Origin of the sequence: Streptomyces sp. NPDC085946 (genome assembly GCF_044540485.1) — a bacterium.
Classification (GTDB): Bacteria; Actinomycetota; Actinomycetes; order Streptomycetales; family Streptomycetaceae; genus Streptomyces.
This window is the reverse complement of sequence record NZ_JBITSF010000002.1, coordinates 481,569-496,537: the sequence shown is the minus strand read 5'-3', so window position 1 is coordinate 496,537 and position 14,969 is coordinate 481,569. Positions and strand designations below refer to the sequence as shown.

Annotated in this window: 10 protein-coding genes; 4 read left to right on the top strand and 6 right to left on the bottom strand. The window is 76.4% G+C overall.

Translation table 11 applies throughout. The features are described from left to right. Nucleotides 1-142: 142 nt before the first annotated feature. Together ACIF8T_RS07870 and ACIF8T_RS07865 are read left to right on the top strand one after the other, a co-directional pair. On the top strand, nt 143-391 hold the full coding sequence (locus ACIF8T_RS07870; protein ID WP_400032301.1) for a hypothetical protein: 249 nt from the start codon (nt 143-145) through the stop codon (nt 389-391). Between the two features lie 364 nt (nt 392-755). Next, on the top strand, nt 756-4,775 hold the full coding sequence (locus tag ACIF8T_RS07865) for an AAA family ATPase (protein WP_400032300.1): 4,020 nt from the start codon (nt 756-758) through the stop codon (nt 4,773-4,775). Between the two features lie 607 nt (nt 4,776-5,382). Here the strand turns inward: ACIF8T_RS07865 and ACIF8T_RS07860 are convergent. The 3 genes from ACIF8T_RS07860 to ACIF8T_RS07850 all read right to left on the bottom strand — a co-directional run bounded on the left by ACIF8T_RS07860 (nt 5,383) and on the right by ACIF8T_RS07850 (nt 7,377). Further along, the gene (locus ACIF8T_RS07860) at nt 5,383-5,571 is read right to left on the bottom strand and encodes a ferredoxin (RefSeq protein WP_400032298.1); all 189 of its coding nucleotides are present in this window, start codon (nt 5,569-5,571) and stop codon (nt 5,383-5,385) included. Nucleotides 5,572-5,713: 142 nt separating this feature from the next. Beyond that, entirely contained in the window at nt 5,714-6,451 is a 738-nt protein-coding gene (locus ACIF8T_RS07855) for a TIGR03943 family putative permease subunit (RefSeq protein WP_400032296.1), read from the bottom strand. Beyond that, entirely contained in the window at nt 6,448-7,377 is a 930-nt protein-coding gene (locus tag ACIF8T_RS07850; protein ID WP_400032377.1) for a permease, read from the bottom strand. Before ACIF8T_RS07850 ends, ACIF8T_RS07855 begins: the two co-directional genes overlap by 4 nt. 587 nt (nt 7,378-7,964) lie before the next feature. On the opposite strand from ACIF8T_RS07850, the gene ACIF8T_RS07845 reads away from it, so the two are divergent. Beyond that, nucleotides 7,965-9,866: an NAD-binding protein gene (locus tag ACIF8T_RS07845; protein WP_400032375.1), complete on the top strand. Its 1,902-nt coding sequence runs from the start codon at nt 7,965-7,967 to the stop codon at nt 9,864-9,866. 102 nt (nt 9,867-9,968) lie between these two features. On the opposite strand, the gene ACIF8T_RS07840 is transcribed toward ACIF8T_RS07845, so the two are convergent. Then, nucleotides 9,969-11,840 (bottom strand): prolyl oligopeptidase family serine peptidase, encoded by a 1,872-nt coding sequence (locus tag ACIF8T_RS07840; RefSeq protein ID WP_400032294.1) that lies wholly within the window; start codon nt 11,838-11,840, stop codon nt 9,969-9,971. A 210-nt stretch (nt 11,841-12,050) separates the two neighbouring features. Here ACIF8T_RS07840 and ACIF8T_RS07835 point away from each other — a divergent pair, with 210 nt between their 5' ends. After that, nucleotides 12,051-12,842, top strand: a complete 792-nt coding sequence (locus ACIF8T_RS07835) for an SURF1 family protein (protein ID WP_400032292.1) — start codon at nt 12,051-12,053, stop codon at nt 12,840-12,842. An 80-nt stretch (nt 12,843-12,922) separates the two neighbouring features. On the opposite strand, the gene ACIF8T_RS07830 is transcribed toward ACIF8T_RS07835, so the two are convergent. Together ACIF8T_RS07830 and ACIF8T_RS07825 are read right to left on the bottom strand one after the other, a co-directional pair. Further along, on the bottom strand, nt 12,923-14,122 hold the full coding sequence (locus ACIF8T_RS07830) for a hypothetical protein (protein WP_400032290.1): 1,200 nt from the start codon (nt 14,120-14,122) through the stop codon (nt 12,923-12,925). Beyond that, entirely contained in the window at nt 14,119-14,694 is a 576-nt protein-coding gene (locus tag ACIF8T_RS07825; RefSeq protein WP_400032288.1) for a SigE family RNA polymerase sigma factor, read from the bottom strand. The genes ACIF8T_RS07830 and ACIF8T_RS07825 overlap by 4 nt, the downstream gene beginning before the upstream one ends. Nucleotides 14,695-14,969: the final 275 nt, after the last annotated feature.

Here is a 14,969-nt window from a genome sequence, read left to right as displayed (position 1 = left end):
GGCCCGCCCCCCGGGGGGCACGGGGGGCGGGGGGGGGGGCCCCCCCCCCGGGCGCGCCGTCGGGCCCCCGCCCCGGCCCCCCCCCCCCCCCGGGGCCCGGGGGGCCCCCCCGGGGCGCCACACCCCCACCCCCGGAGTTCCCATGCCCACGCAGCTGCTGGTCGGCATCCGCAAGACGGCGGACGCCCTGCCCTCGGCGGCACCGGAGACGGCGGTCGTCCGCCTGGTCTCGGTCCTGCCGCAGGACTGGGTGGTGCGGCCGGTCGGCACCACGCCGAGCACCGCCACCCTCTCCGTCACGGCCCCGGACGGCGTCGCGGCGCCGGCGGCGCTGCGCACGGTGGACGAGGCCCTGAGCACCCCTCCGATGCAGGGCTGGACCCGCGTCTGACATACCGGACCGCCCGGTTCCGGGCACGGTCCGCGACCCGCCCCGCACGGGGGCCATCTCGTTCGGCACCGGTCCCTCCCCTCGTGGGGACCGGTGCCGAACGGTGGGCTGCCCCGTCCGAGGGAAACAGGCACGGACGAGGGGGACCGGGGTAGACGGGACTGCGGCGGCGCCTCGGCACAGGCCGGGCCGACAGCCCGTACGGCGACGCGCGGTTACCGCGTCGCTACGGTGAGATCCTGCCCGCTGCACCTCCGGCGGGGGAGGTCCCGGTCTCCGGTCCACGGCTTAGCCGCAGGTCAGCCGTATAAAGTGAGTTTTCCGGTCCGGACGTCCAGGTGCGCGAACAGTGAGGGGTGGAGCCTTGGGTTCCGACTCGGCGGCACGCACGGCCTTCGCGGAACGTCTCGCGCTGCTGTACAAGGAGGCCGGCAACCCACCCCTGAAACGCGTCTCCGAGGCCGTCGTCCGCTTACAGAGGGTGGACGAGCGCGGCCGGCCGGTACGGGTGTCCGCCCAGCGCATCAGCGACTGGCGGCGCGCCAAGAACGTACCCGCCCAGTTCGCCGCCCTCGCCGCCGTCCTGCACGTCCTGATACCCCAGGCGCGGCGCGTCAGGCCCGCGCCCGTCTCCCCCGGCCTGTACGACCTGGCCCAGTGGCAGCGGCTGTGGGAGCGGGCCGTCGCCGACCCGGCCGGCGACCGGCCCGCGGCGGTCCCCGACGAGGAGGAGGGCGCGCCCGCCGAGGCACCGGCCGTCCCCGGCGGGGTGTGCCCGTACCGGGGACTGGCCCCCTACCGGCAGGAGGACGCCCGCTGGTTCTTCGGGCGGGAGCGCAGCACCGACGCCCTGGTCGCCCAGCTCGACGCGGCGGAGGCGGCGGGCGGCCTGGTCATGCTGGTGGGCGCCTCGGGCGCGGGGAAGTCCTCCCTGCTCAACGCCGGGCTGGTGCCGGCCCTGCGCGCCGACCCGGCGCGGGAGGTGGTGCAGCTCGTGCCGGGCGGCGATCCGCTCGCGGAACTGTCCCGCCGCATCCCGGACCTGGCGCCCGTGGTCGCCGCCGCGCGGGCGGCGGAGCCGGACGAGGAGGCGGACGCGGCGCGGTTCGCGGCGGCGGTGCGGGACGCCGTCCGCGCCTGGGCGGACGGCTCGGGCCCGGCGGGACGCCCGGTCGTCATCGTGGACCAGTTCGAGGAGACCTTCACCCTCTGCCCCGACGAGCGGGACCGCCGGACGTTCGTCCGCGCCCTGCACGCCGCGTGCGCGCCCGCCGCACCCGGCTCACCGGCCCCCGTACGGGTGGTGATCGGCATCCGCGCCGACTTCTACGAGCACTGCCTCGGGTACCCCGAACTGGCCGACGCGCTCCAGCACCGGCACATGGTCCTCGGCCCGCTGTCCACCGCGGAGCTGCGCGAGGCGGTGACCGGCCCGGCCAAGGCCGTCGGGCTGGAGCTGGAGCCGGGGCTGGCGGAGCTGATCGTCCGGGAGGTGAGCGCCGACGGGCCGCGCGGCGCGCACGACGCCGGGGTGCTGCCGCTGCTCTCGCACGCCCTGCTCGCCACCTGGCAGCGGCGCAAGGCGGGCCGGCTGACACTGGCCGGCTACCGCGCCGCGGGCGGCATCCAGGGCGCGGTCGCGGCGACCGCCGAGCGGGCCTGGTCCCGGCTCGACCCGGCGGCCCGCACGGCGGCCCGGCTGCTCCTGCTGCGGCTGGTCCGGCTGGGCGAGGACACCCAGGCCACCCGCAGGCGGGGCACCCGCCGCCAGCTCTCGGCGGAGTCGGCGGACCCCGGCAAGACGGAGGAGTCCCTGGAGGCCCTGGTCCGCGCCCGGCTGGTGACGCTCGACGCGGAGACGGTGGAGATCACCCACGAGGCGCTGCTGCACGCCTGGCCCCGGCTGCGCGACTGGATCGACGAGGACCGGCAGGGCAACCTGCTGCGCCAGCGGCTGGAGGAGGACGGCAGGGCCTGGGAGGGGTCGGGGCGGGACTCCTCGCTGCTGTACCGGGGGTCGCGCCTGGAACAGGCCCACTCCTGGGCGAGGTCCGCCGGGGACACCTCGCTGACCCGCAGCGCCGTGGAGTTCCTGGCGGCCTCGGTCCGGCTGCGCCGGCGTACGGTCTGGATCAGCCGGAGCGCGGTGGCGGCGCTGGTCGTGCTGGCGATCGTGGCCGCGGGCGCGGCGATGGTGGCCCGCCAGCAGCGGGACGACGCGGTGTTCGAGCAGGTGGTCGCCGAGGCCGACCGCGTCCAGTACACCGATCCGTCGCTGTCCGCCCAGCTCGACCTGGTGGCGCACCGGCTGCGCCCCGGCGACCAGGGCACCCGCAACCGGCTGGTCTCCATCGTGAACGCGCCGCTGGCCACCCCGCTGCTCGGCCACACCGGCGCCGTGTACCTGACCTCGTTCAGCCCGGACGGGCGGCTCCTGGCCACCGCCAGCTACGACCGGACCGTGCGGCTGTGGGACGTGCGCGACCCGACCCGGCCCGCCGCGCTCGGCCCGCCGCTGACCGGCCACACCAGCTGGGTGAGCAGCGCGGTCTTCAGCCCGGACGGCCGCACGCTGGCCAGCGCCGCCGACGACGGCACCGTACGGCTGTGGGACGTGCGCGACCCGCGCCGCCCGCGCCCGCTCGGCGCGCCCCTGACCGGCCACCGCGGCACGATCTACCTGCTCGCCTTCGCCCCGGACGGCCGCACCCTGGCCTCCGCCAGCGAGGACCGCACCATACGGCTGTGGGACGTGTCGGACCCGGCGCGCCCCGAGCGCCTCGGCGCGCCGCTCACCGGGCACACCGCCGCGGTGCGCTCGGTGGCGTTCAGCCCCGACGGGCGCACGCTGGCCACCGGGGGCGACGACACCACCCTCCGGCTGTGGGACGTCGGGGACCCCCGCCGGCCGGAGCCGGCCGGGGGCGGGCTGGCCGCGCACCGGGGCACGGTGCACTCCGTGGCGTTCAGCCCCGACGGGCGCACGCTGGCCAGCGGCGGCGCCGACGACGGCATCCAGCTGTGGGACGTGGCCGACCCGCGGGAGGCGGAACCGCTCGGCGCCCCGCTGACCGCGCACACCGGCCCGGTCTGGTCGGTGGCCTTCAGCCCCGACGGGAGGATGCTCGCCGCGGGCAGCGCGGACAGCACGGCGAGCCTGTGGAGCGTCGCCGACCCGGCGCACCCGTCGCAGATCGGAGAACCGCTCGCGGGCAGCAGCGGCGAGATGTACGCGGTGGGCTTCAGCCCCGACGGGCGGACCCTGGCCACCGGCAGCGGGGACAGCAAGGTCCGCCTGTGGTCGGTGCCGACCTCGGACATGACGGGCCGCACCGGGGTGTTCCGGCCGGACGGGCGGGTGCTGGCCACGGCCGCGCGCGACGGGCGGATCCGGCTGTGGGACGTGACGGCCGCGCACCGGCCCGTGGCGCTGGGCGGACCGTTCACACCGGCGGACGCCGGCCTGCGGACGCTGGTGTTCTCCCCCGACGGCCGCACCCTGGCCGTGCTGCGGGGGAACCGCGAGGTGCGGCTGTGGAACGTCGCCGACCCGTCGCGGCCCGTTCCACACGGGCCGCCGTTCGAGCTGCGCACCCGGTTCACCGGCCCCGACGCGCTGGCCTTCGGCCCGGACGGCCGCACCCTGGCGACCGCCTACGACGACCGCACCGTCCAGCTGTGGGACGTCTCGGACCGGTCCCGCCCGGTGCCGGCCGGCCCGCGGCTCACCGGCCACAAGGGCTACGTCAACGCCCTCGTCTTCAGCCCCGACGGCCGCACCCTCGCCAGCGGCAGCGCCGACGGCACGGTCCGGCTGTGGAACGTGGCCGATCCCGGGCACGCCGCCCCGCTCGGCCGGCCGCTCACCGGGCACCACGGGCCCGTCAACGTCCTCGCCTACAGCCCGGACGGCGCCACCCTGGCCAGCGGCGGCGACGACGACACGGTCCGGCTGTGGAGCGTCCCCGCCGGGAGCACGGCCGGCACGGCCCCGGCGGGCGGCGCCGCGGCCGCCCGGGCGGGCGCCGCCCTCACCGGCCACACCGAGGCCGTCGTGTCCCTGACGTTCAGCAGCGACGGGCGCACCCTGGCCAGCGGCGGCAACGACACCACGGTCCGGCTGTGGGACGTCGCCCGGCCCACCCGCGCCACCGCCATCGGCCAGTCGATGAGCCCCAACGCGAAGACCGGCAATTTCCTGTCATTCAGTCCGCGCGGCCCCCTGCTCGGCGTTTCCAGCGGCGCCGGAACGGTCCGTTTGTGGAACCTGAACGTCGACGCGGCTGTCGACCGCATTTGCTCGGTCACCCGGGGCGTGCTGACCGCCGAGAAATGGCACGAGTATCTGCCCCGGCTCTCGTTCGACCCGCCGTGCGAGGAGTGACGGCGGGCGAATGCCCGGCCCGTGCCGCGTGATCCCCCTCACAGCCGCCGGACGGAGTCGGAGGTTCTGCCCCCGCCGTTCCAGCAGCCTTGTTACGCTGGCCGCAGCCCGATCGCTGGTGCTTCCCCCGTCGCCAGCGATCGGGCCTTTTCCTTCCCGGACGGCTCAATTCCCTTGCCGGACAAGTACACCGCGCTTTTTTGCCTCTCAGGCAAATCGCGCGCGCTTTTCGTCACGACAGCCCGCAGTTCACCGCCTCCCTCCTGAATGGCCCGTATTCGGCGGGCACTTCACGAGCGGCTTCCCGGCTCTCCCCTGAACTCGAGGGAAACACAAGGGAGTCGCAGGGTGATGGCGCCCCCTTCTCCCCCGGGCCGGGAAGGGCAACGGCCGGGACGGCGGCCGCACCGGCGCCGTCCGCCCGTACGGACGTACTCGACGACGGGCACGTGACCTTCCGTCAGGGAGGGCCGGGCCCGTCGAGCGCGGCACCGTCCCCGGCTTCCGGGCGGCGCACGACCACCACGCCGGACGGGAGGCGCGCACGGCGGTGGCGGCGACCGGGGCGCGGGCCCGGCGTCCTCGCCGTGGCGGTGTCCCGGAGGCGCTACTCGCCGAGGAGGATGGCCTGCGAGGGGCACTTCTCGGCCGCCTCGCGCACCTCCGGGTCGTCGCCGTCGCCCTCCCGCCCGGGCAGGACGGTCCCGAACCCGTCCGCCAGGGCGAAGACGGACGGCACCCGGTAGGCGCAGTCGCCGGAGCCGTAGCATTCGTCGCGGTCCACGGAGATCTTCATGTGCGCTCCCCTCCAGAACGGGGCACCGGGCCGTACGGCGTCGCCGCCGGCGCGGACCCCCGACTCACCCGGACACTCCCAGGACGTGCCTGCCCGGCCGGCCGGCCCTCGAACCGGCCGGGTCCGCCGCCCCGCCCGTGCGTCACTGCCCGTTCCAGGTCCCGTCGTACGGGTCGCGCGGCGCCGGCACCGGTGCGGCGCGGACGACCTCCAGGTACGGGATCGGGGCGCCGTTGACCGGGTCGGCGGTGCGGCGGGGGCTGTAGGAGCCGGTGACCTCCAGCCAGGTGTCCGGGCGCAGGACCGGGGGGACCTCGCCGGTCAGCGCGATCTTGACCGGCCGGGCGTCGGCGGCACAGCAGTCGAGGGTCATGCGGACGAGGTAGGGCGTCCCGGACCGGTCCACGGCGACGAAGCCGGTGATCCTCAGCGTGCGGTGGCGCAGGAGGCGGCCGTCGTCGTACACCGCGCGGGCCGCGTAGTCGGCCACGCCGAGGCGGAGGGGCCCGGTGGCGGGCAGCGCGGGGAACCCGAACGGCTTCTGCACGGCCGTGCCCGCACGGGCCGCGCTGTAGGAGCCGAGGGCCGGCGGGGCGACCAGGACGAGGGCGAGCACGGGCAGGACGAGGAGCCAGGAGACGCGGGGGGCGTGGTGCCCGTGCGGGTGCTCCCCGGGCCCGGCGGGAGATCCGCCCGCGGGGGTGCGGCGGCGGGCGTACCAGGCCGTCGCGAGCGCCGTCGCGATCAGCGCCGCGGCCGACAGCAGCAGCAGCGGGCGCAGCCCGGCCTTGACGTAGCGCAGGTGGAGGTCGGTCAGGCCCGCGTGCAGCACCGTCGCGCCGAGCAGGAACAGCAGGGCCGCCTGGGCCTGGCGGTTCACAGCAGCACCGCCCCGGTCAGCGCCGACACCGCGACGGCCAGCACGAAGGTCGCCGGGGCGAAGCGCAGGGCGAAGGCGCGGCCGAAGGTGCCCGACTGCAGGGCGACCAGCTTCAGGTCGACCATGGGTCCCACGACCAGGAAGGCCAGGCGGGCCGTCGGCGAGAACGCGGTCAGGGACGCCGCGACGAACGCGTCCGCCTCCGAGCAGATCGACAGCACCACGGCCAGCACGGCGAGCGCCAGCACCGACAGCACGGGGTGGCCGGCCACCGCGCGCAGCCAGCCGTCCGGCACCACCGCCTTGAGCGTCGCCGCGGCCGTCGCGCCGGCCACCAGGAACCCGCCCGCGTGCAGCACGTCGTGCCGGACCGACCCCCAGAACGCCTCCCCGCGGCCCTGCCCGTCGCGGGCCGCCCGGGCCGGCGGCCGCAGCCAGTCGGTACGGCCGAGGCGGTGCCACAGCCACCCCATCGCGCACGCCACCAGCAGGCTCGCCACGAACCGGGCGAGGACCATCTCCGGGGCGCCGGGGAAGGCCACGGCCGTCGCCGTCAGCACGACCGGGTTGACCGCGGGGGCGGAGAGCAGGAAGGCCAGCGCCGCCGCGGGGGTGACGCCCCGGCTCATCAGCGCCCCCGCCACCGGCACGGACGCGCACTCGCAGCCCGGCAGCACCGCTCCCGCGGCCCCCGCGACCGGCACCGCCAGCGCGGGCCGCCGCGGCAGCGCGCGGGCGAAGAAGGACGGCGGGACGAACACCGCGAGCGCCGCCGACAGCAGCACCCCGAGCACCAGGAACGGCAGGGCCTGGACCAGCACCGCGACGAACACCGTCATCCAGCTCTGCGTCACCGGCGCGGACAGGGCCCGGCGGACCGGGTCCTGCAGCATCACGGCCGTGAGCAGCACCAGGACGAGCAGCAACGAGGAGGTGAGACGACGCTCCTCGGCACCGTCCGGAGCCCGACCAGGGTCCGGGCCCTGGTCCGTGCCCGGGCCCTGGTCCGCGCCCCGCCCGTGGTCCGTGCCCGGGCCCTGGTCCGTGTCCGGACCCTGGTCCGTGTCCCGGTCCTGGTCCGCGCCCCGCCCGTGGTCCGTGCCCAGACCCTGGTCCGTGCCCGGGCCCTGGTCCGTGTCCCGGTCCTGGGCGCCCTCCCGGCCCTCCCCGGTCCGCGCCGGCTCCTGCGGCCCGCCGCCGGGCGCCTGCGGTGCTGCTCTGGTGATGCCCACGGGCCGCTGCCTCCGGTGGTGCGCGGGGCCGCCCGGGTCCCTTCCCGGCGGGCGCCCGAGGAAGCCCCGACGGGTTCCCTTCCCCTCCCTACGCCCGGACGGCCGCCGCCGTTCAATCCCCGGCCCGCGCTCCGCCAACCCTCTTCTCCTTGAGGCCCGTTCACGCCGTCCTCCCGGCCGCCCCCTGGAACCACACGTCCCGGTGGGCAGTCTCTTCCCTCGTGACGAGCGTTCCGCAGCAGGGGCAGCGCCAGGGGCCGGCCGGTGATCCCGCCGCGCCCATGGTGGTGTGCGGCGACGACGGGCTCGCCCACCGGCTCGCCGCCGAACTGCGCGGGGTGTACGGCGAGCAGGTGACGCTCGTCGTGCCGCCGTCCCGCCGCGCGGTGCAGCAGCCCGTGGTCGGACGGGCCCGGGCCGCCTCGGCGGCCCTGCTCGACCGGGTCCGCGTGGTGAGCGCGGCCGTCAACCGGACGGGCGCGGCCGGTACGCCGCCCGGCACCCCCGAACGGGTCCTGGAGGCCGGCGAACCCACCGAGGCGGTGCTCGCCGAGGCGGGCGTGGAACGGGCGGCCGCCCTGGCGCTCGTGTACGACGACGACGAGACCAACATCCGCGCCGCCCTCACCGCCCGCCGGCTCAACCCCCGGCTGCGCCTCGTCCTGCGGCTGTACAACCGGCGGCTGGGCCAGCACATCGAGGAACTCCTCGACCAGGCCGCCGCGTTGGCGGGCGGCGGCGAGTCGGCCGGGGACGCCTCCACGACCGTGCTGTCCGACGCCGACACGGCCGCGCCCGCGCTGGCCGCCACCGCCCTCGCCGGCACCGGCAAGGTCGTCCAGACCGACGGACTGCTGCTCCGCGCGGTGGAACGGCGGCCGCCGCGGCCCGGCGAGGTGGCCGACCCGGGCCTGTGCACGCTGGCGCTGCTCTCCGCGACCAGCAACGACCCGGCCGGCGCGGACGGTTCGGAGGGCAGCGGCGAGCAGGGACCGCGGCTGCTGCCCGACGCGGCGGCCGTGGCGGGGGCGACCGGGCGGGGGACCGTCGTCCTGGAGCAGGTGTCGTACTCCGGGCCGCCGCTGCCGGCCGGGCGCGCCGGCGTGCCGCCCTTCGCGTCGCTGTTCTCGCGTCGCCTGCGGTGGTCGCTGGCGGGGCTGACCGGGTGCGTGATCGCGCTGGCCCTCGCGCTGACGGTGGTGACGGGCGACCACCCGCTGCGCGCCACGTACGTCACCCTCCTCGACCTCTTCGCCATCAACGAACCCGCCCTGAACGACTCCACCGGCCGGCAGGTCCTCCAACTGCTGTCCGGCCTCATGGGGTTGCTGCTGCTGCCGGTGCTGCTGGCGGCGGTGCTCGAAGCGCTGGGCACCTTCCGCACCGCGTCCGCGCTGCGCAAGCCGCCGCGCGGACTCGGCGGGCACCTCGTGCTGCTCGGCCTCGGGAAGATCGGCACCCGGGTGCTGACCCGGCTGCGCGAACTCGACATCCCCGTGGTCTGCGTCGAGTCCGACCCCGAGGCGCGCGGCCTCGCCACGGCCCGCCGGCTGCGGGTGCCGGTGGTGCTCGGCGACGTCACCCAGGAAGGCGTCCTGGAAGCCGCCAAGATCCACCGGGCGCACGCCCTGCTCGCCCTGACCAGCGCGGACACCACCAACCTGGAGGCCGTGCTGTACGCCCGGTCCGTCCGCCCCGACCTGCGGGTCGTGCTGCGCCTGTACGACGACGACTTCGCGACCGCCGTGTACCGCACGCTGCGGGCCGCGCACCCGCAGGCCCTCACCCGCAGCCGCAGCGTCTCCCACCTGGCGGCCCCCGCCTTCGCCGGGGCGATGATGGGACGGCAGATCCTGGGCGCGATCCCGGTCGAGCGGCGCGTGCTGCTGTTCGCCGCCGTCGAGGTGGCCGGGCATCCGCAACTGGAGGGCCGGACGGTCGGCGAGGCCTTCCGGCCCGGGGCCTGGCGGGTGCTGGCGCTGGACACCGCCGCGCCCGGCGAACGGCGCCAGGACCTGGCGTCGGACGCGCCCGGCGACGAGAACAGGACCTCCTCGGACCTGGTGTGGGACCTGCCCGAGACGTACGTCCTGCGCTCCGGGGACCGGGTGGTGCTGGCGGCCACCCGCCGGGGCCTGGCGGAGCTGCTGGGCAGGCGGCGGGCCGCGGACGCCGGCGGGTGAGGCCCGGCGGGCGGCCGCACGGGACCCCTTCCGCAGGGGTCCCGCCGGTCTCCGCCCCCGGGACGCGAGCCCCGCCGGCCGCCCGGCCCGGCCGCCCCGGCGTCACCCCTCGGCGCCCCCCAGGTGCCGCCGGGCGAAGTCCAGCTCCAGCCTCACCTGCTTGATCCGCTCGTCCACGACCAGCGACCCGTGTCCCGCGTCGTAGCGGTACACCTCGTGGACCGCGCCCCGCGCCTCCAGGCGCTTGACGTAGTTCTCGATCTGGCGGATCGGGCAGCGCGGGTCGTTGACACCGGCCGAGATGTAGACCGGGGCCTTGACCCGGTCGACGTACGTGATCGGCGACGACGCCTCGAAGCGCTCCGGGACCTCCTCCGGGGTGCCGCCGAGCAGCGTGCGGTCCATCGCCTTCAGCGCCTCCATCTCGTCGTGGTACGCCGTGACGTAGTCCGCGACGGGGACCACCGCGATGCCCAGCGCCCACGCGTCCGGCTGGGTGCCGAGGCCGAGCAGCGTGAGGTAGCCGCCCCAGGAGCCGCCGGTCAGGACCAGCCGGGCGGGGTCGGCCAGGCCCGAGCCGATCGCCCACTCCCGCACGGCGGCGATGTCCTCCAGCTCGATCAGGCCCACCCGGTGCTTCAGGGCGTCCGTCCAGGCCCGGCCGTACCCCGTGGAGCCGCGGTAGTTCACCCGCACCACCGCGTACCCGTGGTCCACCCAGGCCGCCGGGCCCGCCGCGAAGGAGTCGCTGTCGTGCCAGGTCGGCCCGCCGTGGATCTCGAAGACCGTCGGCAGCGGCCCGCTCGCGCCCGCCGGCTTCTGCACCAGGGCGTGGATGCGGCCGCCGGGGCCCTCCACCCACACGTCCTCCACCGGCACCGAGCCCGGGGACCTCAGGCCCGGCGGGTCCAGGACGACACCGCCCGCGGTGGAGCGGACCGCCGGCGGCTCGGCGGCCGACGACCACAGGTACTCCACGCTGCCGTCGGGGCGGGCCGTCGCCCCCGACACCGAGCCCGGCGGGGTCGGCACCCGCACCAGCTCCCGGCTCGCCAGGTCGTAGCGGAACAGCTCGCTGCGCGCCTCGAAGCTGTGGGCGATCAGCAGGCCCGAGCCGTCCGCGTACCACTCGGCGCTCACGTCGCCGGGCAGCTCCAGGGCCAGGTCCGTCTCTTCCCCGGTGGCCACGTCCCACACCAGCGGCTCCCAGCGGCCGCGCCGCTGGTGGCCGACGAGCAGACGGGTGTCGCCCTCGACCGGGGCGAAGCCCAGCACCTCCAGGCCCAGCTCCCGCTCGCCGCCCTTGGTGTCGTCGAGCTCGGCGACCGGTGTGCCGTCGGGGCGCAGCACGCGCAGCGCGGAGTGCATCGCGTCGCCGTGCTCGGTGTGCTCGACGGCGATCAGCGAGCCGTCGTGGGAGAGGTCGCCGACGCCCGCGGACTCGCGGTGGCGGTAGATCTCGACCGGGGCCTCGCCGGTGCGGACCAGGTGGATCGTGGTGCCGTCCTCGTCGGTGGAACGGCCCACGACCGCCGTACGGCCGTCCCGGCCGAGGGCGAGGCCCGCCGGGTACGACGGGTCCAGGCCCGGGGCGGCGAGCTCGTCCTCACCGCCGGTGAACGGCTGGCGGCGCCACACGCCGAACTCGTCGCCGTCCTTGTCGTCGAACCACCAGATCCACCGGCCGTCCGGTGACAGCACCCCGTCCGTCGTGCCGTTCGGCCGGTTCGTCACCTGGCGCTGCTCACCCGTCGAGCGGTCCCAGGCGTACAGCTCGTACGTCCCGGTCGCGTTCGACACGAACAGGGAGCGGTCGGGCGCGTCCTCCGCCCAGTCCGGCAGGGAGACCCGGGGCGCCCGGAAACGCTTCTCCCAGTCCGGCATCTCCCCGGTCCGTCCCGCCTGCCCGTCGTGCTCGGTCTGGTCCCGCCACTCCCGCTGATCCGGTGCGTCGGACCCGTTGCGCTCAGTCATGGCCCCATAGTGCACGTCCCGGCGGACATCGCGCTGGCGAGGCCCCCAGCCTGTGGACAACTTCCACCGGTCCCGCCGCCCCCGCGCTCCCCGCGGGCCCTTCGCGGGTCTCCTCCCCCGCGCCTTCGCGCACGCGGCAGGACGCCGTCGCGCGGACCGGAGGAGGCCCCCGCGCCGGGCGGCGGGCGGCGGCCCCGTACCGTGGGAGGCGTGTACCGGTTTCTGCTGACGCCCCGCTGGTGGGGGATCAACGTCTTCGTGCTGCTCGCCATCCCCTTCTGCGTCTTCATGGGGTCCTGGCAGCTGGGCCGGTTCGAGGACCGCGTGCAGGACCACCGCACGGCCGAGCAGCAGGTCGCCTCGGCCCGTGAGGAGGCGCCCCGCCCGCTGGCGGAGCTGCTGCCCGTGGACAAGGCCACGTCGGGCCGGCAGGTCACCGCGCGCGGCCGGTACGCCGAGCAGCTGCTGGTGCCGGACCGGGAGCTGGACGGCAGGCGCGGCACGTACGTCCTCACCCTGCTGCGCACCGGCTCCGGCAAGGCGCTCCCCGTCGTCCGGGGCTGGCTGCCCGGGTCCCCCGATCAGGTGAAGGCGCCCGCCCCGCCCACCGGGGAGGTCACGGTCACCGGGGCGCTGCAGGCGTCGGAGACCCCGGGCGACAACGGCGTGAGCGCCCGCAGCGGCCTGCCGGCCGGGCAGACCGCCGCGATCAGCGCGGCGTCGCTGGTCAACCTGGTGCCGTACGACGTGTACGACGCGTGGGTGACCCTCAACGCGGGCGACTCCGGCATGAAGGCCGTGCCCGCGACCGCGCCGCAGAACACGGGGCTGGACCTGAAGGCGTTCCAGAACCTCGGGTACACCGCGGAGTGGTTCGCCTTCGTGGGCTTCGTGGTCTTCATGTGGTTCCGGCTGCTGCGGCGCGAGGTGGAGTTCGCGCGGGACGCGGAGCTCGGGCTGGTCCCGGACGAGGAGCGGAGCCCCAGCCCGTCCGGCGTCTGAGACCCGGCACCCGCGCGGGACCGCCCGGGCCGCCCGGGAACCGCCCCAGGACCGCCCGGCCGTTCCCCGGCGTCAAGCCGTCAGGCGCCCGCCAGCATCCCCGTCCAGTACACCGTGCCCGCGCACGCGTTGGACACCACGGTCGTGGCCGAGCCCGCGCCCGTCTCCGGGGTGTACGACACCGCCACGCTGCCGTCGGCCACCACGTCCTCCGTCACCAGCTGGGTGGTGGTGCCCGTGTCGGTGCCGGTCGACGTGGCGCCGGTCGTGGTGGCCGGTTCCTGCGTGGGGGTCGGGTCGGGCGAGGGCACGCCCGTGCCGCCGTCGCTGCCGGTCGAGCCCCCCGTGGTGGGACAGGTCTCGGTCGGCACCCAGGCGAACCGCACCTCGTACGCGGCGCCCGCGGCCAGCGTCAGCGGGGCGGACTCCAGCGACGGGTCGGGCAGCCCGGCCGCCGCGTCCCCGGCCGCGTGCCGCGCCGAGCCGACCCTGGCCGGGTCGGCGGCGCCCTGCGCGAAGGCGCTGACACCGCCGGGACCGCCGACCGTGCAGTCGCCGGCGGAGACGTTGGTGACGCGGAAGGAGCCGTAGACCGCGCCGGTGGAGTCGGGGGCGCCGATGCTGGCGACGGCCGGGCCCAGGTGGGCGGCCGTGCACGCCGGGACGCCGGCGACGCTGCTGGACGACGGGCCGGTGCCCTGGGACGTGCCGGAGCCGGTCCCGGTCTCCTTGCCCTTGCCGTCCTTCTTCTTCTCGTCCTTCTGCTTGTCCTCGGGCTTGCCCGAGGCACCGCCGGAGGAGCTCGGGCCGCCGTCGGGGTCCTTGCCCTGGCCGGTGCCGCCCTGCGCCTCGGAGGTGTGGCCGATGGCGGCCGGGTTGGCGTCCGGCCCGGTGGCGTTGGAGACGTGGACGAGTGCGGGGATCGCGGTGCCCACGAAGAGGGCGGCGGCCGCCATGCCGACGACGGCCTGCCGCTTGCGGGCCCGGCGGGCGGGCACCGCCCGCCGCAGGTACTCCAGGGTGCCGTCGCGCGGCTCCACCTCTTCCACCGCCTGCTGCAGCAGCCTGCGCAGGGCCAGCTCGTCCGAGCCGAGCCCTTCGGGGCTCATTTCGTCGGGGCCGTGGTTCACAGTTCCGTTCCCAGCGTGCGATTGCTTCGGTTCTTGCCCGTCCGGTCCGGGCCGTTCGGGCCGCTGCCCGTCCGGCCCGGCCGGCTCGTGCCGGTCGAGGGGCTCGTGCCGGTCGCGCGCGTCGCGCCGCGCGTCACTGCCCTCGCTCATGCCGACGCCCCCATGGACAGCCGGAGCGCGGCGATCCCGCGTGACCCGTAGGCCTTGACCGAGCCCAGCGATATGCCGAGCGTCTCGGCGACCTGCGCCTCGGTCATGTCGGCGAAGTAGCGCAGCACCAGCACCTCACGCTGGCGGCGCTGCAGGCCCTTCATCGCCTTGATGAGGGAGTCCCGCTCCAGCTGGTCGTAGGCGCCCTCCTCGGCGCTCGCCATGTCGGGCATGGGCTTGGACAGCAGCTTCAGCCCGAGGATGCGGCGGCGCAGCGCCGAACGCGAGAGGTTCACGACCGTCTGGCGCAGGTAGGCCAGGGTCTTCTCCGGGTCGCGGACCCGTTTGCGCGCCGAGTGGACGCGGATGAAGGCCTCCTGGACGACGTCCTCGCAGGAGGCGGTGTCGTCGAGGAGGAGGGCGGCGAGACCCAGCAGCGAGCGGTAGTGCGCCCGGTAGGTCTCCGTGAGGTGGTCGACGGTCGTGCCGGCCGCCACCCCGTCCTCGGCGCCGTCGCGCTGACCGGGTATGCGGGCCGGCCGCGCCGCGGGCACGGGCGCGATCACCGGCATGCCGCCGGGCGTGCCGGCCCTGCGGGGCCGGAGAGCCGCCGGGCGGGGCGGCCGTGAGGCCGTGCCGCGCGCTGGGGGTACCCCCTGCTCGAAGAGCCTGGGGGGGATGTCGAGTACCTCTGCCACGCCAGTTGGACACGTCTCCCCCCGCCAGGGTTGTACGCGCCGGACGACACATTCGCGTCGGCCTGCGCGGCCGACGTCCCGCCTGCGTCAGGCAGCACAACCGACGGCACGTCAAAAGCCCTCATGCGTCCCGCTCTTCCCCTATGTCC

Bases quoted from the DNA above. Each gene is read 5' to 3' on its own strand.
- ACIF8T_RS07870 (WP_400032301.1), top strand. From the start codon at position 143: ATGCCCACGCAGCTGCTGGTCGGCATCCGCAAGACGGCGGACGCCCTG.
- ACIF8T_RS07860 (WP_400032298.1), bottom strand. From the start codon at position 5,571: ATGAAGATCTCCGTGGACCGCGACGAATGCTACGGCTCCGGCGACTGC.
- ACIF8T_RS07845 (WP_400032375.1), top strand. From the start codon at position 7,965: ATGGTGGTGTGCGGCGACGACGGGCTCGCCCACCGGCTCGCCGCCGAA.
- ACIF8T_RS07840 (WP_400032294.1), bottom strand. From the start codon at position 11,840: ATGACTGAGCGCAACGGGTCCGACGCACCGGATCAGCGGGAGTGGCGG.
- ACIF8T_RS07830 (WP_400032290.1), bottom strand. From the start codon at position 14,122: ATGAGCGAGGGCAGTGACGCGCGGCGCGACGCGCGCGACCGGCACGAG.
- ACIF8T_RS07825 (WP_400032288.1), bottom strand. From the start codon at position 14,694: ATGCCGGTGATCGCGCCCGTGCCCGCGGCGCGGCCGGCCCGCATACCC.